The organism is Caproiciproducens sp. MSJ-32, assembly GCF_018918055.1.
Taxonomy (GTDB): Bacteria; Bacillota; Clostridia; order Clostridiales; family Clostridiaceae; genus Clostridium.
On sequence record NZ_JAHLPS010000060.1, the window covers coordinates 33307 to 57016 of the forward strand.

Consider the following 23710-nt stretch of genomic DNA (forward strand, 5'->3'; position numbering starts at 1 on the left):
AATGTACTAAAACAATACAGTGTCCTAATTTAATACGGAAATTTAAATGAATATTTGTTAGATTTTAGTACACAAATAAATCTTTATAATAATAAAAAAATGTAAATCTATTAAAACAGTAATTGTTAAAAAAATAACCATTTTGGCATGGATTTTGCTTTATCATATATTGACTTAAAATTAATATATTAATTGGAGGGGTTTTTATGGCAAGATTTACATTACCAAGAGACATTTATCATGGAGAAGGAGCTCTAGAAGTATTAAAAACAATAAAAGGAAAAAGAGCAATGATAGTAGTTGGCGGCGGTTCAATGAAAAGATTTGGCTTCTTAGATAAAGTTGAAGCTTATCTAAAGGAAGCAGGAATGGAAGTTGAAATTTTTGAAGGAGTTGAACCAGATCCATCAGTGGAAACTGTTATGAAGGGGGCTGAGGCAATGAGAAAATTCAACCCTGATTGGATAGTTTCAATTGGAGGAGGTTCACCAATAGATGCAGCTAAGGCAATGTGGATATTCTATGAATATGAAGATTTCACATTTGAAGAAGCAGTTGTACCTTTTGGGCTTCCAGAGTTAAGAAAAAAAGCTAGATTTATAGCAATACCATCTACAAGTGGTACAGCTACAGAAGTTACTGCCTTTTCAGTTATTACTGATTATAAAGCAAAAATTAAATATCCTATAGCGGATTTTAATATAACTCCTGATATAGCAATTATAGATCCTGAACTTGCACAAACTATGCCAAAGACACTAACAGCTCACACTGGAATGGATGCTTTAACTCATGCAATAGAAGCATATACTGCATCACTTAGATCAAATTTCTCAGATCCATTAGCAATTAAGGCAATACAAATGATAGCAGCAAATCTAGTTAATTCTTATGAAGGAGATAAAAATGCAAGAAATGAAATGCATGAAGCTCAATGTTTAGCTGGAATGGCTTTCTCTAATGCGCTTTTAGGAATAGTTCATTCAATGGCACATAAGACTGGAGCAGTATTTGATATTCCTCATGGATGTGCAAATGCAATATATCTTCCTTATGTAATTCAATATAACAAAAAAGAAGCTTTAGATAGATACGCTGACATTGCAAGAGCTCTACATTTAGAAGGAAAAACAGATGAAGAATTAACAGATGCATTAGTAAACATGATTAATGACTTAAATACAAAACTTAATATACCACATACATTAAAAGAATATGGAGTAGAAGAAGAATACTTTAAGAAGAATTTAGATTATATTTCAAAGAATGCTGTTGGTGATGCTTGTACAGGTTCAAATCCAAGATCAATTGACCCTGAAACAATGAAGAAATTATTTGAATGTGTTTATTATGGACACAAGGTTGATTTTTAGTTTAGTGTAGTTACAAGTTCCAAAAAAGATTACCTTAATAAATATAAAAGGTAATCTTTTTTGGATAAAGTATAATAATCAGATTACAATTTTACAAATTATTGTATAAATAGGTGATAAATGATAGAATTGAGGTATAAAAAATGTGAGGGGGAACATTATGTACAAAATAGTTAGGAAGAGGGAACTTACAGACAACATATATCTTATGGATATAGAGGCAAAAAGAGTAGCCAAGTCATGCCAGCCTGGACAATTTATTATAATTAAGAATGACGAGAGGGGAGAAAGAGTACCTTTAACAATTGCTGATTATGATAGGGAAAAGGGAACAGTAACAATAGTTTTCCAAGCAGTAGGCAGAGCAACAAGGGAATTAGCAACATATAATGAGGGGGATTATGTATTAGATTTTGTTGGACCATTAGGAGTTCCAAGCGAATTTATCTCAGAAGACTTAGAAAATCTTAAAAAGAAAAACATAATTTTTATAGCTGGTGGAGTTGGAGCTGCGCCTGTATATCCACAAGTAAAATGGATGAAAGAACACAATATAGATGTAGATGTTATCATAGGCAGCAGAACAAAGGACTTATTAATTTTAGAAGATGAAATGAGAGAAGTAGCAAAAAATTTATATATATCTACAGATGATGGAAGTTATGGCTTCCATGGAAACGTAACACAACTTCTAAAACACTTAGTAACTGAAGAAGGAAAAGATTATGACCACGCTGTAATAATTGGGCCAATGATAATGATGAAATATGCTTCCCTTTTAACTAAGGAATTAAACATAAAGACAACAGTAAGCTTAAATCCAATTATGGTAGATGGTACTGGAATGTGTGGAGCATGCAGAGTTACTGTTGGTGGAGAAGTAAAATTTGCCTGTGTTGATGGACCGGAATTTGACGGTCATTTAATAGATTTTGATGAATCAATGAGAAGACAAGCTTTATATAAAACTGAAGAAGGTAGAGCATTATTAAAACTAGAAGAAGGGGATACCCATAATCATGGCGGATGTGGATGCAAGGAGGAGTAGTTATGGAAAAAGTAGATAGAATGAAAAGAGTACCTGTTGCTGAACTAGCAGCAGAAGTTAGAATAAAGAATTTTGATGAAGTTTGCCTAGGTTATACTGAAGAAGAAGCCGTAATGGAGGCTTCAAGATGCTTAAATTGCAAAAAGCCAAAATGTGTAGATGGATGTCCTGTTTCAATAAATATACCAGCCTTTATTAACTACTTAAAAGAAAGAAAGTTTGAAGAAGCTGCAAGAGAAATTGCAAAGTATAGTTCCCTTCCTGCTGTATGTGGTAGAGTATGTCCACAAGAAACTCAATGTGAAGGAAAATGTGTATTAGGAATAAAAGGTGAGCCGGTTTCTATAGGAAAATTAGAGAGATTTACTGCTGACTGGTCTAGAACTCATGATATAGAGTTAACCTTCAAGGAAGAGCCTAAAAATAAGAAGGTTGCAGTTATTGGAAGTGGCCCTGCTGGATTAACTTGTGCAGGAGAATTAGCTAAAAAAGGTTATGATGTAACAATATTTGAAGCATTACATGAACCAGGTGGAGTATTAGTATATGGTATTCCAGAATTTAGGTTACCAAAGGACGAAGTAGTAAAATATGAAATAGATAATATAAAGAAATTAGGTGTAAAGATTGAAACTAATGTTGTTATAGGGAAAACTGTAACAATAGATCAGCTTATGGAAGATGAAGGCTTTGATGCAGTTTTCATAGGATCAGGGGCAGGTCTTCCAAAGTTTATGGGTATTAAGGGAGAAACTGCAAATGGAGTTTTCTCTGCTAATGAAATTTTAACAAGAGTAAATCTTATGAAATCTTATAAAGAAGGATATTATACTCCTGTAAAAATAGGTAAGAAAGTAGCTGTAATTGGTGGAGGAAATGTTGCCATGGATGCAGCAAGAACTGCTTTAAGACTTGGAGCAGAAACCCACATAGTATATAGAAGAAGTGAAGCAGAGCTTCCAGCGAGAGTTGAAGAAGTTCACCATGCTAAAGAAGAGGGGGTAATATTTGATTTATTAACAAACCCAACAGAAATTTTAGTAGATGAAAATGGATGGGTAAAGGGAATGAAGGTTGTTAAAATGGAATTAACAGAACCAGATGAATCAGGAAGAAGAAGACCAGTTCCTATTGAGGGGTCAGAGTACGTTATGGATGTTGATACAGTAATAATGTCCCTAGGAACATCTCCAAATCCATTAATATCTTCAACAACAAAGGGTCTTGAGACAAATAAATGGAAATGCATTATAGCAGATGAAGATGGTCGTACAACTAAAGAAGGTGTTTATGCAGGAGGTGATGCTGTTACAGGAGCTGCAACAGTAATTTTAGCTATGGGAGCTGGTAAAAAGGCTGCTCAGGCAATTGATAATTACTTAAGCAAGTAGTAGAATTATATTAACAAATAGTAGAAAATTGAAAAAATAGTAGAAAATTAAGCAATATATGCAGTAAAATGGTTCGGGCGAAAGAAGGGAATAAATATGTATTTATCAAAATTTACTGATTACTCCTTTAGATCATTATTATATTTGGCAAATCATAGAGATAAAATATGTACAGTTGAAGAATTATCAAAGGAATTAGATATATCAGAACATCACTTAAAGAAAATAATTCATAAGCTAGCTAAAACTGAATATATAGTTTCTATGAAGGGAAGATCAGGAGGATTAAAGTTAGGTTTAGAACCAGAAGAAATTAACTTAGGAGAGGTTCTAAAAATAACTGAAGATAACTTAAATATTGCAGAGTGCTTTAGTAAAAAGGAAGTCTGTCCATATATTGATGGAGGCTGTAAACTTAAGGGAATTATGAGATCCTCTTTAAATAAATTTTTAGATGAGTTCTCAAAATATACACTTAAGGATTTGCTATAGCAAGTTCAATTCAGCATAATATATAATTATATTTTATACAATTAAGGTTGATTATTAGTGGTTAAAAAACTACACAATTTAAATTAGGGTTGATTTTTATAATGTAGATTTATTTTAATCTTTGAAAATTAATAAGTATAAGAGCAAAAATAAGCAGCAATGTTATTTACCAAGCTGCTTATTTTTTTTTTATAGTTCATTTAGGTTTGAATTATTTCCTTAATTTTCAATTATCTACTATTAACTGTGCACCGAATAAATCTTTGTTTTATTCTAAAGCTTTGTGCTTTTCACATTCGTTAAGGGTATGCTTTTTTCTGTTAAGTTAAATTTATATTTGTCTAATCCAGAATTAAAGGCGCATTCATAATAATCTTTTGTGATTATAAAGCTATCATTAACTTTTTCTAATTCAAGATTATGTACTAAATCAGCAGTAAAATTTTTGATTTCTTCAGGCTTTTTATTATAAGCGTAATCAAAGGAAAAGCTTTCTGTTAATACAAGCTGATAAATATTATTGCCTTTTTTCAATGAAGTTATTTTTGGAGTTGAGGAAATATTAAAAATTTTAACATCCTTTGTATTAGCCCAATCTCTTAAAAAGGCGATTCTTTTAAATTCATATTCTAAGGAATAAGCTCCAAAATTATTGGAAATATCATAAAATTTATAAAGTTCTTCCACATTTCCAGTAATAAAGGATTTATTACGTATTGTGTATAGATTTCTTAAGTAAGAAAGAATTAAATTCTCATCAGAAACTTCAGCTGTTGTATCTGTTATAAAACTTCCAACATTTAAGGTATTTTCTGAATTTATAATATTATTTACATATTTATTATTAGAAGTATTTGCTATAGATATAAAAAATAATGTTACCAAAAAGATTGAGATTAAATTATAAATTCCTGAATAAATTATTTTATTATAATCATTATCCTTTTTCATAGTTAACCTCCTATAAAAGTTACTATTTCTAGTATGCACATTAAAAAATAAAATATTAGAAAAAATGTTTGGGGTCTGACCCCATTACATTTGTTGGAAGTTTATGAAGTTTAGATTATGAAGAGTGTTTACAAGAATTTTCTATTATGATATATTAAAATTAAAATTGAATATCTCACAGGGGAGCTTGTGTAGCAGGCTGAGAGGAAGTAATCAAACTTCGACCCTTAAACCTGATTTGGGTAATGCCAACGTAGGAAGTGTTAGTTTATAGTGCTTATTATGCGGGAAATACCTAAGGGTTTTTCCCGCTTTTTTAAATTTTCAGAAATATTAGGAGGTATGTATATGTTTAGTGAAATGCTTAAAAATCTTAGAGAAAAAAGACCCCTTGTCCACTGTATAACAAATTATGTAACAGTAAATGACTGTGCAAATATTTTACTTGCTTGTGGAGGATCTCCAATTATGGCTGATGATAGTTCAGAAGTAGAGGAAATAACTTCAATTTGCGGCGGCTTAGATATTAACATTGGAACTTTAAATAAAAATACTATTCCAGCAATGTTTTTGGCTGGGAAGAAAGCAAATGAGTTAAATCATCCGGTTGTTTTAGATCCAGTTGGGGCAGGAGCTTCAACTCTTCGTACAAATACAGCTAAGGAATTAATAGAGAAGGTAAAGTTTACAGTTATTCGTGGAAATATTTCTGAAATAAAAACTTTAGCCTTAGGGAGTGGAAGGACTAAGGGAGTAGATGCAGATATTGCAGATGCAGTTACTGAAGAAAACATTGCTGATGTGATGAAATTTGCTAAGAATTTTGCAAGAGAAACAAAGGCTATAATTGCAATTACAGGAGCTATAGATATAGTTTGTGATGCTGAAAAGGCTTATATAATTAGAAATGGTCATCCAATGATGTCTATGATTACAGGAAGCGGCTGTATGTTAACTGCATTGATAACTGCATATATAACAGCTAATCAAGGGAAAAATTTAGAAGCAACAGCAGCTGCTGTTGCGGCTATGGGACTATGTGGAGAACTTGCATATAAAAAGCTTGAAGAAAATAATGCAGGAAATTCAACTTATAGAAATTATCTTATAGATGAGATTTATAAATTAAGGGGTGAAAAATTAGATGAAGCTGCAAAAGTTGAAGTTAGATAGAAAGTCAATGCTTCTCTATGCTGTAACTGATAGAGCCTGGCTTGGAGCTAAAAGTCTTTCTATGGTGGTAAGAGAGGCCTTGGAAGGTGGAGCAAGCTTTATACAATTAAGGGAGAAAAATTTACCCTTTGATGAATTTTTAGCAGAGGCAAATGAAATAAAAGAACTTTGTAAAGAATATATGGTTCCTTTTGTAATTAATGATAATGTAGATGTGGCTTTAGCTTGTGATGCCGATGGTGTTCATCTAGGGCAGGATGATATGAGTCCAATTGAAGCACGTAAAATGCTAGGAGATAATAAGATAATTGGAATATCAGCTGTAAATTTAGAACAAGCTATATTGGCTGAAAAGCAGGGAGCAGATTACCTAGGCGTTGGGGCAGTATTTCCTACCTCTACAAAGGAAGATGCTGATTATGTCAGTTATGAAGAACTAAAAAAAATTTGTGAAGCTGTAAGCATTCCAGTAGTGGCTATTGGCGGTATAGGAGCTAATAATATTATGGAGCTTAAAGGTAGTGGAATTGATGGGATTTCAGTTGTTTCAGCTATATTTGCTCAAAAAAATATTAAGGAAGCAACAGAAAATCTTCTTAAACTTTCAAAAGAAATGGTCTCATCAAAATAATATTTAGGGGATTTTTAAGGAGGGAAGAAGCTTAATGATAAAAAAAGTATTAACTATTGCAGGTTCAGATTCTAGTGGTGGAGCTGGAATTCAGGCAGATCTTAAAACTATTACTGTACATAAAATGTATGGCATGAGTGTTATAACTGCCTTAACAGCCCAAAATACAACAGGGGTATATGGGATTTTAGAAGCATCTCCTGATTTTGTGGCAAATCAAATAGAGTGTATATTTAATGATATTTATCCAGACGCGGTTAAAATTGGAATGGTATCTAATAGTGAAATAATTAAAGTAATAGCGGAAAAATTAACTGAATATAAGGCTAAAAATATTGTTGTAGATCCAGTAATGGTTGCTACAAGTGGAAGCAAATTGATTAGTGATGAAGCAATAAACATTCTTGTGAAGGACCTTATTCCTTTAGCTAGAGTTATTACTCCTAATATTCCAGAAGCAGAAGTTTTATGTGGTTTTAAAATTAATAATGAAAAGGACATGGTAGAAGCTGCCAAGGCAATTTCAAAAAATTTTAAAGGAGCAGTATTAGTTAAGGGCGGCCATTTAGCTAAGGATGCAACAGATTTACTTTATGAAAATGGAAATATTCATTGGTTTAAGACTAAAAAGATAAATACATTAAATACTCATGGGACTGGTTGTACTTTATCTTCTGCTATAGCTTGTAACCTTGCTGATGGTAAGAGTTTAGCAGAGAGTATAGAAAAGGCTAAAAACTATTTAACAGGTGCTTTAAAGGCAGGTCTTGATCTCGGAAAGGGAAATGGACCGTTAGAACATAGCTACAGTATAAGGAGTTGGTAGTTAGTAGTTAGGAGTTAGGAGTGTGGAGTTAGTAGTTAGGAGTTAGGAGTGTGGAGTTAGTAGTTTGGAGTGTGGAGTTAGTAGTTAGGAGTGTGGAGTTTGGAGTGGGCTTCAGTTAGGAGTTAGTAGTTTGATGGAGAGAATAGTTTCTAGAGCTTAAGTTTAAACAGAGTATAAATTAAATATAAAAAGAAGTTGTTTCCTAGCTTAAATAGGAAGCAGCTTCTTTTCAATTTACCTAATTCAGCTGGCTAAATTATATCAGTGCTTCTTAAAACTTATTTTTTTATTTCATAACTTTTTAAATCTGTTTGCAGTATTTATATAAATTATTGCTTATATTGTAACTACTAAAGTTAAAATGCTTATAATAATAGATAGGGAGACTGATTTACCTGGAAATATATAAAGAACTGGAGGATGAATAAACTTAATAAAAGTTAAATTTGTCTGAAATTTTTTCTAAAAATACTAATAAGATTAACTTTAAAAAATATTTATATAATATATTATAGATGTGTGACAAGAAAAAATATATAAAAGCTTAATTAAGTAATAGCTGGTAATACAGGAATTAATCCAAGTTGACATTAAAATTTATATAATATATAATTGACACGTAGTTAAAATTGAATACTTCGCGTTAAACCATTTTACCTAATATGGGGGCGTTTTGGCTTCGACGGGGGTAAGAGGAGTTTGATAAGCGAGCCGAGGCAAGCATGTCACCTCGTTAATAAAGTATGCATTAAATATAAACGCAGAAGACAATTTTGCATTAGCAGCTTAATATAACGCTGCTCATCAGCCCAGGGTGCCCACGCCTTGGATCACTGGTGTCATAAGAGTGGGAAACGAAGTTTAGCAAAGCTTTGAGCTAAATGGGTATTTATGAAGCTAGGGACTTAGGAGTTTGTTTGTGAGCGAACTAAGGACCGAAATCTCAGTCACAAACTACGCTCGTAGAAGGTCGGACAAATCTGCTTTCGGACAGGGGTTCGATACCCCTCGCCTCCACCATATTTTAACTATTAATTTGATACAATGCATGCAAGGCCTTGAGAAATCAAGGCTTTTTTGCTCTATAGGAAATTATATATTTAAGAAATTGTGGATAAGTTCGATAAATTACCTATAGGAGTATTAAATTGGGTGATTATTTCTATGAGTAAGATAAATATTAAAAGTATACTTGAAGATAAATTTGAAGAATTTTGGGAAAAACTTTCGTATAGGACGGAGTTTATCAAGTAATAGACTATTGGTATAAAACTCATAAGGGAAAAAGCTATGAAGTAGGAGTAATTACTGTTATACATACATTTGGAAGAGACTTAAAATGGAATCCTCATGTTCATGCTCTTGTAACCGAAGGTGCGATTAATAATAAGTATAAGTGGTGGAAATCAGTAGAATATGTTCCTTATGAATATCTTAGAAAGTCATGGCAAAAAACACTTCTTGATATCATAAAAAAGTATTTTAAGGATTGGAAAACTAAAAAGCTAATAAGTGTTTTGTATAGAAAATATAAATTTATCGGAAAATTGGTACAGCAGATACATAAAAAAGGTTTTAAGTGTGTTAGAAGGTATGGTCTATATTCAAGAAAGAAAAATGCCTTAGCAAAGGAAATAATACATCTGTATAGATTTGTAAAGCAGTTAAAAATTTCTGTTATCTTAAATAGGAAAAATAAACAAGAAAAAAAGAGCTGGAAACAGAGAATAATAGAGACTTTCAATAGAAATCCGTTAGAATGCAGAAAGTGTAAAAGAGAGATGGAATTATGGAAAATCTGGCATGATGACTATGGTTTGATATATGATATAAGGGAATCGAACTATAAGGAGGTTAAGTCAGATGGATCCAATAGACGAATATTATTACGAACTAAATCCAATAGAGAAAGAACTTATGTACAAATATCGATGCCTCAAGTGTGGTTACGAAGAATGGGCACCAGCATTTGTGGTAGATGAGATTGGTTATATGGACGAGGTTCTTCAGGATGATAGTGAATGTAAAAAAAAGGGAATGCCTGTTTTGCTATGCCCTTGTTGTAATGCAGATTTTTATTTTACTGGTGACAGTGAAAAGCAATAGAGTGGCTATCGCCACTCTATTGAGAGTCCCCGTTAGGGGATTTTTTCACTTTTTTGATTTGGAAGCCATATCACATATAATTCTGGATTTAAAAGTGGTGTAGCTGTTAGGCTTATTATAATGTATAATAATAAATAAGAAATTTCGTTTGTGATGGAGGATTAGTTATGCGATATGAAGCTACTATAAATGAGTGGTCAGAATTATATGAGATAGCTTTAAGAATTAAAGAAATGAAACCTTGGGAAAAACTATATGATTTAGATTTGATCACAATAATATTTGATGAAAACTCTGATCCTGTTATGTGCAGTATTATGGGAAAAGGTGGAGATTTTTATGGAATTGGTGTTTACATAGGATTACAAGCTATACATGATTTCTTTTTAATGTTAGAAAGCGAAAAAATGCCACCTGACCAAATAATAAGATATCAAAGATGTATAATGTGTAATTTTGGAGATAGAGAGGAACTTAGAAAAGATGAATATGAAATAATTAAAAAATTAGGATTGAAGTTTAGAGGCAGAAATAACTGGATTTATTTTAGGGTGTTTGATCCTATTTATGCCCCATATATGCCAGATAAAAATGATGTGTTGCAGATGACTAAAATCTTAAATCAATTATACTTTGCTTTAGAAGCACTGAACAATGGACTTAAAGTAAATTTTGAAAAAGGCAAAACATTACTAAGAAAATTTGATAAAGAAAGTAATTCTTGGATAAATCAAGAATTCCCTGTTTTTGTACCTGAAGCAGAGTATCCAGTTCCGCTAATTAACGATGAGATTCTTATAAAAAGACTAAGAAAACAAAAGGCAAATAAAGCAATTATAGATTTAGATATAGTTCATATAAATTCAATTATTAATGATAAAAAGTATGATAAACCTTTATCTATGAGGATGTGCATTATGTCAGACAGAAATACTGGTATGGTATTATCGCAATATGTATTGGTACCAGAGGATGATGAGGTAATTATAATGAATTCGACAGTTATAAATTATGTTCTTTCAATAGGAATACCTAAAGTAATTTATGTAAGAGATAGGTATATGAATAGTATTATGAAAGATCTATGTCAAAAATTAAAAATAGATTTAAATATATCTCATCAATTACCTGCAATAGATTTTTTTGTGCAAGAATTTGCTAACTATAGTTTTTAAACTGGGCTTTATATCAATAGTTAGAATGGGGGAAGTTGCAATAAGCTTGATATAAAGATAGTAAGATAACTCAAAGGGGAGATGAAATTCAAATATCATATAACTTAACAGAACTTTAATTATAGGAGGGAGGTTATTTATGAAAATAGGAAGAAATGATCCATGCCCTTGTGGTAGTGGTAAAAAATACAAGAAGTGTTGTATAGATAAAATAAAACCAGAAATTAATATTAATAGTTTTAGGAATTTTCTTTTAGAATTATGGTCTTTTGAAGAAGTGAATGAAATGACGAATAACGAAATAATAGAAAAATTACAAAGTATAGGGATTATGTTTAATAAAGAAATATTTTTAAAAGATATAGAAAGATATTATTCCGCAGAACAGATATCTGAAAATTGGTTTAAGACTTATAATGTGACAGCAATTGGGAGAGATGAGGATTTTCCTTTTTTTGCAGCATGGGTATTATGGGAAAGGCTTGCCCCCAAAGATGTTTTATCAATGGAGCAAATGGCAGATTTGATTGAAGAAGGATATGAATATCTAAATGATAATAAAATTATTTTGGCATGTGATAAATGGTTAAAAGTTTGGGAAGGTATAAAAAATAAAATAAAAACAAATTTTGATACACTTGAATATTTGGATAAAGAGTATAGTGGAAGTTTTGATGTAATAGGCTTTTGTCAAGATTTAGAAAGCGAGTTATATAATGCAGGGCTTGATGAACCAAAATATTTTGAGATCAGGATTAATTATTGCAAAGAATTTCTATATTATTTTCCTAATGAAAATGAAGAATTAATTTATCAGATGAGGAGAGCAATAATAGAGTCTTATGTTAAATTAAATAAATTAGAAGAAGTGAAAAATGAGTGTGAAAAATTAATATTAGATTTCCCGAAGAATCCTTGGAGTTATATTGCTTATGGGGATGCATATTGCTTGCATAAAAGTGATATATATGATGCTGTTAAGGCAAAAGAATTGTATCAAAAAGGACTTTCTGTAGCTACAGGAGAAGAAGAAAAAGAAATTATTAAGGAAAGGTTAATATATTTAGATGGTTCATTGTAAAATTAAATGCAACAGATAAAAAATATTAAAACCATAGTGAAAATCATGTATGATATAGGTGTCAAATCCAAACATACAGGAGGTTTTCACTATGGTTCATGATACTGATTATAACACACCTATACCTTCTTTTAAACAAGATGGGCTTAAGGCTGATTTTGACTATTGTCAGTCCTATTCTACATGATTTTTTCACAGGGGTGTTGCATTTAATATTGCAATTTAAGTATTCTAAAAAAAGATAATAAAGAAAAAATATTATCTTATACTATATATCCGATTTTTAATAGGAAACAAGTAGATGGTGCAGTAATTAATTTTTTAGATATAACTGATAAAATTATCAAGGATAAAGAAATAAATTATATTGCATATCATGATAGTTTGACAGGAACTTTTAACAGAACTTTTTTCAAAAATGAAATAAAAAATATAGATAAAGAAGATAATTTGCCTATATCTGTTATTATGGGTGATGTAAATGGATTAAAATTAACAAATGATGCATTTGGGCATTTAATGGGTGACAAGCTTTTGATAACAGCAGCAAATGTAATGAAAAAAGTATGCAGAGAAAATGACATTATAGTCAGATGGGGAGGAGATGAATTTATTATTATACTCCCTAAAACTAAAGGAAAATATGCTGAAAATTTATGTAAAAGAATTAACGAAGAATGTAAAAAAGAATTTATTGAGGCTGTTAATTTATCTATTTCTTTGGGATATTCTACAAAATATAGTATTCAACAGGATATAATGAAAGTAATAACAGATTCTGAAGATATGATGTATAGTATTAAAATGTTAGAAAGTAAAAGCCAAAAAAGTAAAACATTAAAAATTATTATTGAAACTTTATATGAAAGAAGTAAGCAAGATGTGGAACATTCAAAAAACGTAAGCAGACTATGTAAGCTTATAGGAGAAACTTTGGAATTATCCTTAAAAGAAGTTTCTGAACTTGAAATTTTGGGCGATATTCATGATGTTGGTAAAATAGGTGTAAGTTTAAATATTTTAAATAAAACAACTCAACTTACTGAAGCTGATTGGATTGAAGTAAAAAGACATTCAGAAATAGGTTATCGTATAGTTTCAGCAACTAATGAATTTTCTTTTTTAGGGGATGCTATTCTTGCACATCATGAATGGTATAATGGCAGTGGGTATCCAAATGGACTTAAGGGTGAAAAAATTCATAAAATGGCGAGAATTTTAGCAATTGCAGATGCATATGATGCCATGATAAGCTATAGACCATATAGAAAATCAAAAACAAAAGAGGAAGCTATAAATGAATTAATAAAATATAAAGGTATACAATTTGATTCGGATTTAGTTGATTTATTTGTTAATAAAGTGATAAATAAAATTTAATTTTAAAATGTAAAAATCAAAAGAAATAGTTTTACAAAGAGTCGAAACAATAAGCGCAGTAGTTGAAGAAAACACTGCGGCCACAGAAGAAACTGCGGCATCATCACAGGAACTTTCAGCATCTTCGGGGGAAGTGGCTTTAGTATCTCAAAATTTAACAGCAATTGCATTAGAACTGTCAAACGCAGCTAATAAATTTAAATTTTAAAATAAATAGTAAAAAGTAATAAGGTTTAGTTATCTTATTGCTTTCCTAAATGGAGAGGGTTTTATGTATGACAAAAATTATCATTATGTTAAATTAATGGAACACCCTGATAGAAGATATTTAAATAAATATTACGAAGAGAATAAAAGCAAAGAGATTGCTTTGGTTTTTCTGGATATAGATAATTTAAAACTTATTAATGATGCTTACGGTCATATAATAGGAGATGAAGTGTTAAGATACATAAGTAAAAAATTAACAAATTCTCTGGATGATAATTCTATGGTTTTTAGGTTTGGTGGAGATGAATTTATATTAATATTTGTGAATAAAACTAAAGAACAGATTCAGAGCCGTATTGAAAATATTATCTCAGAATTTAATAAAGTTTTTATCATAAATAATAAGGAAATTTATACTACTGTCAGTGCAGGGATATATTTATCGTTAAAAGAAGAAAGTTTGGAAGAAATAATTAGAAAAGCAGATATAGCTAGGTATCATTCAAAACAAAATGGCAAAAATAGATATACTTTTTTTAATGAAGATATGGATTATGCAATTAAGAAAAAAGCTGATTTGGTAGCAGAGATTAAAAAGGCTGTGGAAGAAGATAGAGAATTTTATGTTTTATATCAGCCAATATATAATGTTAAAACCTGTAAAATTGAAGCGGTTGAAGCACTTGCAAGATGGAACAGTAATAAATATGGAGAAATACCACCTTATGAATTTATTCCACTCTTAGAAGAAACAGGGCTTATAGAAAAGTTTGGCTTAAACATTATAAAAAGAATATTTAGGGATATATGCAGTTTGAATAAAAAGGGATTTGATATTAGTTTCAATATAAATATATCTCCTATACAACTTAGAAGCAATGATTTTTTTTATCAAATCAATACTTTGATGATAGAATATGATATAAATATTAAAAACATTTTTTTGAGTTAACTGAAACTCAAATATTAAATTTGAAGGAAGATAAAATAAATGAAATCATTGAAAGAGGAACCAAAATAGCTTTAGGTGATTTTGGTACAGGATATTCATCAATAATTAATGTGATGCAATTACCAATTAGTGAGTTAAAGATAGATAAATTGATAATTGATAAAATTGAGGAAGATGAAAAAGCCAGAATTTTAATAGAAGCTATAGTTTATATTGCAGGAAAACTAAGAACAGAAGTTGTTGTAGAAGGAGTTGAAAACAAAAGACAATATGACATATTAAAAAGTTTAGGAATAAACAATATTCAAGGATATTTTATATCAAAACCAAAAAGAATTAATGAGTTAGTACTAGATTTATAATGTGTGTATTTCAATTCTATTTGCGATTAATAAAGGGGGTTCATCTTTACGCAAAATAACTAATTCTGCGTATTATTATCATCTTTCTATCAAAACACACGTGGAGTGCGTTGCGTTGATAGAGAAGAAATAGCTTGAAATCAAAGGCTTGGGGCAATTTGCCCCTTTTTTCTCTCTATAGGAAATTATATATTTAAGAAATTGTGGATAAGTTCGATAAATTACCTATAGGAGTATTAAATTGCAAGAGTAAGTTTTGTGTAAAGTGTGTTAGAAGGTATGGTCTATATTCCAGAAAGAAAAATGCCTTAGCAAAGGAAATAATACATCTGTATAGATTTGTAAAGCAGTTAAAAATTTCTGATATCTTAAATAGGAAAAATAAACAAGAAAAAAAGAGCTGGAAACAGAGAATAATAGAGACTTTCAATAGAAAGCGGTTACGAAGAATGGGCACCAGCATTTGTGGTAGATGAGATTGGCTACATGGACGAGGTTCTTCAGGATGATAGTGAGTGTAAAAAAAAGGGAATTCCTGTTTTGGTATGCCCTTGTTGTAATGCAGATTTTTATTTTACTGGTGACAGAAAAGCAATAGAGTGGCTATCGCCACTCTATTGAGAGTCCCCGTTAGGGGATTTTTTTACTTTTTTTGATGCCAGCCATATCACATATAATAATGGCTCTTTGTCAATAGTTGGGGCGGGTATTCGATTAGAATGCCTGTCCTATTATGATTTTTTAAAAAATTGAAGGAAAATAAACTTTAATGTATAAATATTAAAATATTGAAAGAATTAGTTTAAGGAGGCAGGAAAATGTCAACAGCAAATGTAGGTTTTGAAGAACAGCTTTGGAAAGCGGCAGATATATTAAGAGGTAGTATGGATGCAGCAGAATATAAGCATGTTGTTTTAGGATTATTATTCTTAAAATATGTTTCAGATAGATTTGAACATAAATATAAACAGTTAGTTGAAGAAGGAGAAGGTTTTGAAGAGGATAGAGATGAATACGAAGCAGAAAATATATTCTGGGTTCCAAAAGAAGCAAGATGGGAAAATATAAAGAACTCAGCTAAAGATCCAAAGATAGGACAAATAATAGATGATGCTATGCTTTTAATAGAAAAGGAAAATCCAAGCTTAAAAGGTGTATTAGATAAAAGATATGCAAGACCAGAACTTGATAAAAGAAGGCTTGGAGAATTAATAGATGTTATTTCAAATATTAAGCTTTATCAAGATGGACAAAAGGATATTTTAGGAAGAGTATATGAATATTTCTTAAATAAGTTTGCTGAAAAGGAAGGTAAAGGCGGTGGAGAGTTCTATACACCAAAAAGCGTTGTAAAGACTTTAGTCGAAATGATTGAGCCTTATAAAGGAAGAATATATGACCCATGCTGTGGCAGTGGTGGTATGTTTATACAAAGTGAAAGGTTTCTTGAAGAGCATCAGGGAAAGATTGAAGATATATCAATTTATGGGCAAGAGTTAAATCCAACAACGTGGAAACTTTGTAAAATGAATCTTGCCATACATGGCCTTGATGGTGATTTAGGACCATATAATGCAGATACTTTTCATGATGATTTGCACAAAAGTTTAAAGGCTGATTATATATTAGCAAACCCACCTTTTAACATAAGTGAATGGGGCGGCGAAAAACTTACAGAAGATGCAAGATGGAAATATGGTATTCCTCCAGCAGGAAATGCAAACTATGCATGGCTACAACATATGATATTTCACTTAGCACCAAATGGAGTTGCAGGAGTGGTGCTTGCTAATGGTTCGTTAAGTTCAAATACATCTAATGAAGGAGAAATAAGAAAAAATTTAATTGAAGAAGATATTGTTGATTGTATAGTTGCACTACCAGATAAATTGTTTTACACAACAGCAATTCCAGCATGTCTTTGGATATTAAATAGGAATAAAGGAAATAATCCAAAATACAGAAGTCGAAGACATGAGTTTTTATTCATAGATGCAAGAAAACTTGGACAGCTTGTAGATAGAAGGCATAGAGAACTTTCAGATGAAGACATAAAAAGAATTGCAGAAACTTATCATAATTGGCGAAACAAAGATGGTAAATATGAAGATATAAAAGGCTTTTGTAAGTCTGCCACAATAGATGAATTGCGTGAACATGAATATATCCTAACACCTGGAAGATATGTTGGTATAGAAGAAGTAGAAGAAGATGATGGAATAGACTTTGAAGAAAAGATGGAAAACCTAACAAGTGAGTTAGCAGAATTATTTGCCAAGTCAAAACACCTTGAAGAAGAGATAAGAAAGAACTTGAGGGGGTTAGGGTATGAGTTGTAATGAGTGGAAGGAAACAGAATTAGGATTAATACCTAGTGAGTGGGAGTACTGTCAATTAAGAGATAAAGTTGATGTAGTTATGGGGCAATCACCAAAATCAGAATATTACAATACAATTGGAGAAGGGATTCCGTTTTTGCAGGGTAGAAAGACATTTGGATATAAATATCCTTTAATAGATACATGGTGTAATAACCCTATAAAAATTGCACAAAAAGGAGATATATTATTAAGTGTTCGTGCTCCTGTAGGAGATTTGAATATAGCTAACACGGATATTTGTATAGGGAGAGGATTAGCAAGTTTAAGAATGAAAAATAATAATAATGAGTTTTTATACTATTTATTGTTAAGTTACAAGAAGAATATAATAAATAAACAAACAGGAACAGTATTTGGAGCAATAAGTAAATTAGATATTGAATGTCTTAAACTTCCTTTCCCTCCCCTCCACGAACAAAAAGCAATAGCTAAAATATTATCAGATATTGATGAAAAAATAGAAATAAACAACAGAATAAACAAAGTATTAGAGGAAATAGCTCAAACAATATTTAAACGCTGGTTTGTGGATTTTGAATTTCCAAATGAAAACGGAGAACCATATAAATCAAGCGGCGGCGAAATGGTGGAAAGTGAACTTGGACCTATTCCTAAGGGATGGGAGGTAGGAAGGTTAGGAGAATATATATCTTTTGTAAAAGGTAAGAAGCCTAAAAATGTTATTGAGAATAAAACTGATGGATATATAGAATATTTAACAATAGATGTCTTAAATAATAATAGTAGGCTATTTGCCGATCCTGAAAAAATGGTTATTGTAGAGAACAAAAACAACATGATGGTAATGGATGGAGCAAGTTCTGGAACTATATATTTTGGATTTAAAGGTATAGTTGCGTCTACTTTAGCTAAAATTGAAGTAATTAATAACAAACTTAATGATGACATTTTATACTTTATTTTAAAGTATTATGAAAATGATATAAAAAATCACACAACAGGATCAGCTATACCTCATGCAGATAAAGAATATATTAAAAGATTACCAGTGGCTCTTCCAAAACATAATAAGTTAATACAACAATATTCTAGATTAAGTGAACATATTAGAAATCAAATATTTACTATTATAATGGAAAATCAAAGGCTTTCCCAACTCCGTGACACTCTTCTTCCAAAGCTTATGTCTGGTGAAATTAGGGTGCCTTTAGATGAATCTAAATGATAAAAGAAAGGAATATAAAGATGGCTGAGGATATGAAAAATACAATAAAAGAACTAACTTTAATGCTTATGTATTTAACATCCTGGAAGGAAAAAGTGCTTGGTGCTTGGCATGGAATATCTAAGAACATGGAAAGGGTATGATTTTGATATTTTAAATGAACTGACTGATGAAGATTTAATTAGCGGCTCATATCGTGCTAAATCAGCTTACATTACAGAAAAAGGAGAAAAATTTGCAAAAGAATTATTTAAGAAATATGGAATAGAAAATATTTAAGGTGGGGATTCAATGGGCTTTTTAATTGATTTTACAGAACAGCAGCTTGAAGAGGCAGCAATAGAAATACTTCAGGAAATTGATTATGAACATCTCTATGGCCCAGATATAGCACCAGATAGCGATAATCCTGAAAGAGATGATTATAGAGAAGTAATATTAAAAAACAGAGTATTAGATGCACTAAGAAGACTTAATCCTACTTTGCCAGAGGATGCAATAGAAGAGGCATATAGAAAGATAATAACCTTCAACAGCCCAATACTTGAAGAAAACAACAGATACTTTCATAAACTTATGGTTGAAGGTATAGATGTTACATTTAAAAAGCAAGGAATAATAAAAACAGAAAAGGCATATATAATTGATTTTAAAAATGTATACAATAATGAATTCTTGGTGGTAAATCAATTTAGAATAGAAGAAATAGAAAAAAGAAGACCAGACGTAATAATATTTGTAAATGGTATTCCACTTGTTGTAATGGAACTTAAATCTTCAACAGATGAAATGGTAGGAATAGAAAAGGCATATAATCAAATACAAACATATAAAAGAGACATACCAACACTCTTTTATTACAACGCATTTATAGTAATCACAGATGGGATAAATGCAAAGGCAGGAACAATAACAGCAAACTTTGAAAGGTTTATGAACTGGAGAAGTATAGATGGAATAAATGTAGAGCCTTTATCTATTCCACAATATGAAATTCTATTAAAAGGTATGCTAAGGAAGGACAGGCTACTTGATATAGTAGAAAACTTTTTAACATACCAGGAAACAAGTGCAGCAGACTATGATTCAAAGGGCAGAAAAATTGGAGATAAAATAAAACTAAATAAAATACTTGCTGCATACCATCAATATTTTGCAGTTAAAAAGGCAGTAGAAAATACAGAGGTAGCAATAAATTCAACAAATAAAAAGATTGGCGTTGTATGGCATACCCAAGGATCAGGAAAGAGCTTTACAATGGTATTTTATGCTGCACAGCTTGTTAAAAAATTCAGCAACCCTACAATTGTGGTTATAACCGATAGAAACGACCTTGATAATCAGCTTTATACAACATTTTGTCAGGCAAAGGATATACTAAGACAAGACCCTATTCAGGCAGATGTAAGAAAACTATCAGATGAGCAAAAGGAAAACAATAAAAAAGAAAACACTAAAGTTATACATGGATTATTTGACATTTTAAATGAAAGAGAAGCAGGGGGAATAATATTTACTACCATTCAAAAGTTTAAACCAGAGGAAGACGAAATGCCGACACTGACAGATAGGCACAATGTAATAGTAATTGCAGATGAAGCACATAGAAGCCAATATGGATTTGATCCAAGAACTAACATAAAAACTGGAAATGTAAAATTTGGATATGCAAAATATGTAAGAGATGCACTTCCTAATGCTTCATTTATAGGATTTACAGGAACACCGATAGGAATAGAAGGCGAACAAGGAGTAAAGTCAACAACAGATGTATTTGGTGACTATATAGATATATATGACATGACAAGAGCTGTTGAAGATGGAGCAACAGTAAAAATATACTATGAAAATAGAATAATAAAACTTGAGGCAGATGAAGAAGAATTAAAGAAAATAGACGAAGAATTTGAAGAATTAATGGAAGGTCAAGAAGAAGAGGTTAAGGATAAATATAAAGGCCAGTGGTCAAGGTTAGAGGCTGTTGTTGGCTCACCAAATAGATTAAAACTTCTTGCACAGGATATAGTAAATCATTTTGAAGAAAGAATAAAAACAATAGATGGCAAAGCTATGATTGTATGTATGAGTAGAAAGATTTGTGCAGACCTTTATGATGAAATAATTAAACTAAGACCAGATTGGCATAGTGATGATTTAACTAAAGGAAAGATTAAAGTTGTAATAACTGGTGATGCATCAGATGAAGAAAAACTTCAAAAGCATCTAACAGGTGGTTCTCAAAGAAAGGAAATACTAGCAAAAAGAATGAAGGATGTAAATGATGAACTTAAAATTGTTATTGTAAGGGATATGTGGCTAACAGGATTTGACGTTCCATCAATGCACACAATGTATATAGACAAGCCAATGAAGGGACACAACCTAATGCAGGCAATAGCAAGAGTAAACAGAGTATTTAAGAATAAGCCGGGTGGAGTAATAGTTGACTATATAGGAATATTTGAAAGCCTAAAGAAGGCACTTAAGGTTTATACAGAAAGTGATAAAAAGACAACAGGAATTGATACTTCCGTTGCAGTATCTGTAATGGTAGAAAAACTTGAAATACTTAGAGATATGTTCTATAAATTTGATTATTCAGGATATATAAAAGGAACTCAAGCGGAAAGAATAAGAGCTATAACAGCAGGAATGGATTTTGTTCTTGGAATGGATGAAAAGGACCAAAAGGAATTTAAAAATACAGTTGTAGAACTTGCTAAAGCTCATTCACTTTGTGCATCTACGCAGGAAGGAAGAGATGCAGCACTTGAGGTAAGCTATTTTAAAGCTATAAAGGCAAGCCTTGTAAAACTAGAAAACAAATCAACAAATAAACTTTCAAAACGAGAAATAGAAGCAAGAGTAAATCAACTGCTGCAAAAATCAATTATATCAGAAGAAGTAATAGATGTATTTGACACATTAGGATTAGAGAACCCCAATATATCTATTATTTCAGAAGAATTCTTAGAAGAAGTTAGAACAATTAAGTATAAAAACTTGGCTGTTGAAATGCTAAAGAAGCTTTTAGAAGGCAAGATAAAAGCAATAGAAAAAAGAAACATAGTAAAGTCTGAAAAGTTTTCAGAAAAGCTCGATAAGGCATTAAATAAATACAAGAATCAAGCAATAACAAATGTAGAAGTAATTGAAGAACTTATAAAACTTGCAAAGGAAATACAAAAGGCAAGGGAGGAAGATATGAACCTTGGCCTTTCAGAAGATGAAATAGCCTTTTATGATGCCTTAACAGCAGATGATGCAGTAAAGTTATTTATGAGTGATGAGGTTCTAAAACAAATAGCACATGAATTAACAGAAGCTATAAGAAGCAACATAACGGTTGACTGGAGCAAAAGAACAATGGCAAGGGCAAAGATGAGGACGATTATAAAAAGGCTACTTAAAAAGTACAACTACCCACCAAAGCAGGCAGAAAAGGCAATGGATATAGTAATGAAGCAGGTTGAAAAGATGTGTGAAAATGAAGTAGAAGAATTGGATGATCTAGAAGAATATTATGCTAGAACTTATGAAATGGTGGCTGATAGTAGAGAAGAATATAGAGTGTAAGACAAAATTTATTGAAATATAGGCTAAAAGAATAAGAATTTAAAAGAATATTATTTATAGCATACTTAATAGAAAAGAGGAATATGGAACAGACTATATAGAACCAAGGAAAATAGAAAAGAAATTTGAAAATGAAATTATTAGTAAAACAAACTATACAACATCCTACCATGTGATAATTAATATTATAAATTACCTTAAAGATTTCCACCTTATTGATAATTATAAAGGAACTAAAAAAGGGAAATATATAGTTGTAGATGATGAATCTTTAAAAATGTGGATAGATAATAATATTTTAAATAATTGAGCAATTTTCATATTTTTAAAGGTTTAAAAATACTTAATTTTTAGGGCTCTATGTCAATAGTTGGGGTGAGCAAATTATTCAGATGCCCGCCTTCGCTAATTTTGTAAGCGTAAAAAATTAAGTACCTAGATAGCATATCCTCCCAATTGATAAAATTAAGAAAAAGATTATTAATGGGAGGATATAATTATGTCTAGAAAATTAGATAATGCAACCTGGGAAGAATATATTAATAAATTTGATGCATGTAAGGGGACAATAACTGTTAAAGATTTTTGTATAGAAAATAAACTTACTAAAAGTCAATTTTATTATCATAAAAAAAGATTAGAGAAATCAGAAGTTGAGAATAACACACCTGTTTTTCATGCTATCTCTTTAGATAGTAAAGAAAAGACTATCAAAGAAAATACATTTGCTTTGAATGAAGTAAAAATTACAATAGGTAATGCTATAATAACTATACCTGTTAGTGAAGCTATTCTAATATCATCAATAGTAAAGGAGTTAGCTGCAAAATGTTAAATATAGATAAAGTAGAAACAGTTTATCTTGCCTGCGGCTACACGGATTTAAGGAAAAGTATTGATGGGTTAGTTATGATAGTTCAAAATCAATTCAAGCTAAATCCTTTTGAAAAAGCGTTATTTGTTTTTTGTAATAGACAAATGGACAAATTAAAAATTCTTCACATTGTAGACTTAGATGAAGAAGCCCTAAAAAATTCTAGAGCAATAATAGGGTTTAATTATTGTGAGCAAATTTACAAACTTGAAAAAGAGCTTAGAGAATCCTTTTCAAGTAAGGACGATTATTATGATATTAGATTTAAAATAAGAGCTGAAAAATTAGCTCCAATTATAGATAACTTTATTGATTATGTTGAAAGAGAAATAAAAGATGCTCTTCCAAGAAGTCCGCTTGGTAAAGCACTTGATTATGCTAAAAAACATTTACCAGGATTAAAAAATGTACTACTAGATGGTTTGGTGTTAGTATATTAGTGTAGACACAAAAAGCCGAACACCTTAAAATATAAAAAGGGAAGGAAGTGTCTACAATGGCAAAAGGGCAAAAGTATTATACAGAAGAATTTAGAAAGACAA

The 23710-nt window shown here is 30.8% G+C and carries 22 protein-coding genes, 1 other RNA gene, 1 pseudogene and 1 riboswitch; of the genes and pseudogenes, 23 read left to right on the plus strand and 1 reads right to left on the minus strand.

Annotation, left to right across the window (positions count from 1 at the left end):
- The first annotated feature begins 206 nt into the window (after nucleotides 1-206).
- The 4 genes from KQI16_RS07090 to KQI16_RS07105 all read left to right on the plus strand — a co-directional run bounded on the left by KQI16_RS07090 (nucleotide 207) and on the right by KQI16_RS07105 (nucleotide 4304).
- Nucleotides 207-1373 (plus strand): iron-containing alcohol dehydrogenase, encoded by a 1167-nt coding sequence (locus KQI16_RS07090; RefSeq protein WP_216433125.1) that lies wholly within the window; start codon nucleotides 207-209, stop codon nucleotides 1371-1373.
- Nucleotides 1374-1533: 160 nt separating this feature from the next.
- Nucleotides 1534-2421, plus strand: coding sequence for a sulfide/dihydroorotate dehydrogenase-like FAD/NAD-binding protein (locus KQI16_RS07095; RefSeq protein WP_216433127.1), 888 nt, complete (start codon nucleotides 1534-1536; stop codon nucleotides 2419-2421).
- Between the two features lie 2 nt (nucleotides 2422-2423).
- Nucleotides 2424-3812, plus strand: a complete 1389-nt coding sequence (gene gltA, locus KQI16_RS07100; RefSeq protein ID WP_216433129.1) for an NADPH-dependent glutamate synthase — start codon at nucleotides 2424-2426, stop codon at nucleotides 3810-3812.
- 96 nt (nucleotides 3813-3908) lie between these two features.
- Nucleotides 3909-4304: an RrF2 family transcriptional regulator gene (locus KQI16_RS07105; protein ID WP_216433131.1), complete on the plus strand. Its 396-nt coding sequence runs from the start codon at nucleotides 3909-3911 to the stop codon at nucleotides 4302-4304.
- Between the two features lie 273 nt (nucleotides 4305-4577).
- On the opposite strand, the gene KQI16_RS07110 is transcribed toward KQI16_RS07105, so the two are convergent.
- Nucleotides 4578-5255, minus strand: coding sequence for a hypothetical protein (locus KQI16_RS07110; RefSeq protein ID WP_216433133.1), 678 nt, complete (start codon nucleotides 5253-5255; stop codon nucleotides 4578-4580).
- A gap of 169 nt (nucleotides 5256-5424) precedes the next feature.
- Nucleotides 5425-5532, plus strand: a riboswitch (TPP riboswitch).
- Between the two features lie 71 nt (nucleotides 5533-5603).
- Between KQI16_RS07110 and thiM the strand changes: the two genes are divergently transcribed.
- From thiM to tnpB, 19 genes and pseudogenes are all read left to right on the plus strand, one after another.
- A complete protein-coding gene (gene thiM, locus KQI16_RS07115) occupies nucleotides 5604-6428 on the plus strand; it encodes a hydroxyethylthiazole kinase (RefSeq protein ID WP_216433135.1) in 825 nt (274 codons plus the stop codon).
- Nucleotides 6400-7059: a thiamine phosphate synthase gene (thiE, locus tag KQI16_RS07120; protein WP_286172937.1), complete on the plus strand. Its 660-nt coding sequence runs from the start codon at nucleotides 6400-6402 to the stop codon at nucleotides 7057-7059. Before thiM ends, thiE begins: the two co-directional genes overlap by 29 nt.
- Nucleotides 7060-7093: 34 nt before the next feature.
- Complete coding sequence (gene thiD, locus KQI16_RS07125) at nucleotides 7094-7885, plus strand: bifunctional hydroxymethylpyrimidine kinase/phosphomethylpyrimidine kinase (RefSeq protein ID WP_286172939.1); 792 nt, start codon at nucleotides 7094-7096, stop codon at nucleotides 7883-7885.
- A gap of 664 nt (nucleotides 7886-8549) precedes the next feature.
- Nucleotides 8550-8905: a transfer-messenger RNA gene (ssrA, locus tag KQI16_RS07130) on the plus strand.
- A gap of 284 nt (nucleotides 8906-9189) precedes the next feature.
- On the plus strand, nucleotides 9190-9867 hold the full coding sequence (locus tag KQI16_RS13305) for a transposase (RefSeq protein WP_442861802.1): 678 nt from the start codon (nucleotides 9190-9192) through the stop codon (nucleotides 9865-9867).
- Nucleotides 9749-9991, plus strand: a complete 243-nt coding sequence (locus KQI16_RS07140; RefSeq protein ID WP_216433137.1) for a hypothetical protein — start codon at nucleotides 9749-9751, stop codon at nucleotides 9989-9991. The genes KQI16_RS13305 and KQI16_RS07140 overlap by 119 nt, the downstream gene beginning before the upstream one ends.
- A 167-nt stretch (nucleotides 9992-10158) precedes the next feature.
- A complete protein-coding gene (locus KQI16_RS07145) occupies nucleotides 10159-11166 on the plus strand; it encodes a DUF7309 domain-containing protein (RefSeq protein ID WP_216433139.1) in 1008 nt (335 codons plus the stop codon).
- A gap of 142 nt (nucleotides 11167-11308) precedes the next feature.
- Nucleotides 11309-11377: pseudogene (locus tag KQI16_RS13220) on the plus strand (SEC-C metal-binding domain-containing protein); the annotation flags it as partial.
- 1236 nt (nucleotides 11378-12613) lie between these two features.
- Nucleotides 12614-13627: an HD-GYP domain-containing protein gene (locus KQI16_RS13225; RefSeq protein WP_330654164.1), complete on the plus strand. Its 1014-nt coding sequence runs from the start codon at nucleotides 12614-12616 to the stop codon at nucleotides 13625-13627.
- Between the two features lie 271 nt (nucleotides 13628-13898).
- On the plus strand, nucleotides 13899-14789 hold the full coding sequence (locus KQI16_RS07160) for a diguanylate cyclase domain-containing protein (RefSeq protein ID WP_216433145.1): 891 nt from the start codon (nucleotides 13899-13901) through the stop codon (nucleotides 14787-14789).
- 20 nt (nucleotides 14790-14809) lie between these two features.
- Nucleotides 14810-15151: an EAL domain-containing protein gene (locus tag KQI16_RS07165; RefSeq protein WP_216433147.1), complete on the plus strand. Its 342-nt coding sequence runs from the start codon at nucleotides 14810-14812 to the stop codon at nucleotides 15149-15151.
- 486 nt (nucleotides 15152-15637) lie between these two features.
- Entirely contained in the window at nucleotides 15638-15772 is a 135-nt protein-coding gene (locus tag KQI16_RS12970) for a hypothetical protein (RefSeq protein WP_286172941.1), read from the plus strand.
- 197 nt (nucleotides 15773-15969) lie between these two features.
- Nucleotides 15970-17490: a class I SAM-dependent DNA methyltransferase gene (locus KQI16_RS07170; protein ID WP_216433149.1), complete on the plus strand. Its 1521-nt coding sequence runs from the start codon at nucleotides 15970-15972 to the stop codon at nucleotides 17488-17490.
- On the plus strand, nucleotides 17480-18718 hold the full coding sequence (locus tag KQI16_RS07175; protein ID WP_216433151.1) for a restriction endonuclease subunit S: 1239 nt from the start codon (nucleotides 17480-17482) through the stop codon (nucleotides 18716-18718). Before KQI16_RS07170 ends, KQI16_RS07175 begins: the two co-directional genes overlap by 11 nt.
- Nucleotides 18715-18861, plus strand: a complete 147-nt coding sequence (locus tag KQI16_RS12975; protein ID WP_286172942.1) for a hypothetical protein — start codon at nucleotides 18715-18717, stop codon at nucleotides 18859-18861. Before KQI16_RS07175 ends, KQI16_RS12975 begins: the two co-directional genes overlap by 4 nt.
- A complete protein-coding gene (locus KQI16_RS12980; protein WP_286172943.1) occupies nucleotides 18830-18997 on the plus strand; it encodes a DUF6429 family protein in 168 nt (55 codons plus the stop codon). The genes KQI16_RS12975 and KQI16_RS12980 overlap by 32 nt, the downstream gene beginning before the upstream one ends.
- Before the next feature lie 12 nt (nucleotides 18998-19009).
- Nucleotides 19010-22294 carry a type I restriction endonuclease subunit R gene (locus tag KQI16_RS07185; RefSeq protein ID WP_216433153.1) on the plus strand — a complete coding sequence of 1095 codons (3285 nt, stop codon included), beginning with the start codon at nucleotides 19010-19012 and terminating at the stop codon, nucleotides 22292-22294.
- Between the two features lie 499 nt (nucleotides 22295-22793).
- Nucleotides 22794-23129: an IS66 family insertion sequence element accessory protein TnpA gene (tnpA, locus tag KQI16_RS07190; RefSeq protein WP_106024438.1), complete on the plus strand. Its 336-nt coding sequence runs from the start codon at nucleotides 22794-22796 to the stop codon at nucleotides 23127-23129.
- Nucleotides 23123-23608, plus strand: a complete 486-nt coding sequence (gene tnpB / locus KQI16_RS07195; protein ID WP_216433155.1) for an IS66 family insertion sequence element accessory protein TnpB — start codon at nucleotides 23123-23125, stop codon at nucleotides 23606-23608. The genes tnpA and tnpB overlap by 7 nt, the downstream gene beginning before the upstream one ends.
- The last annotated feature ends 102 nt before the right edge of the window (nucleotides 23609-23710 follow it).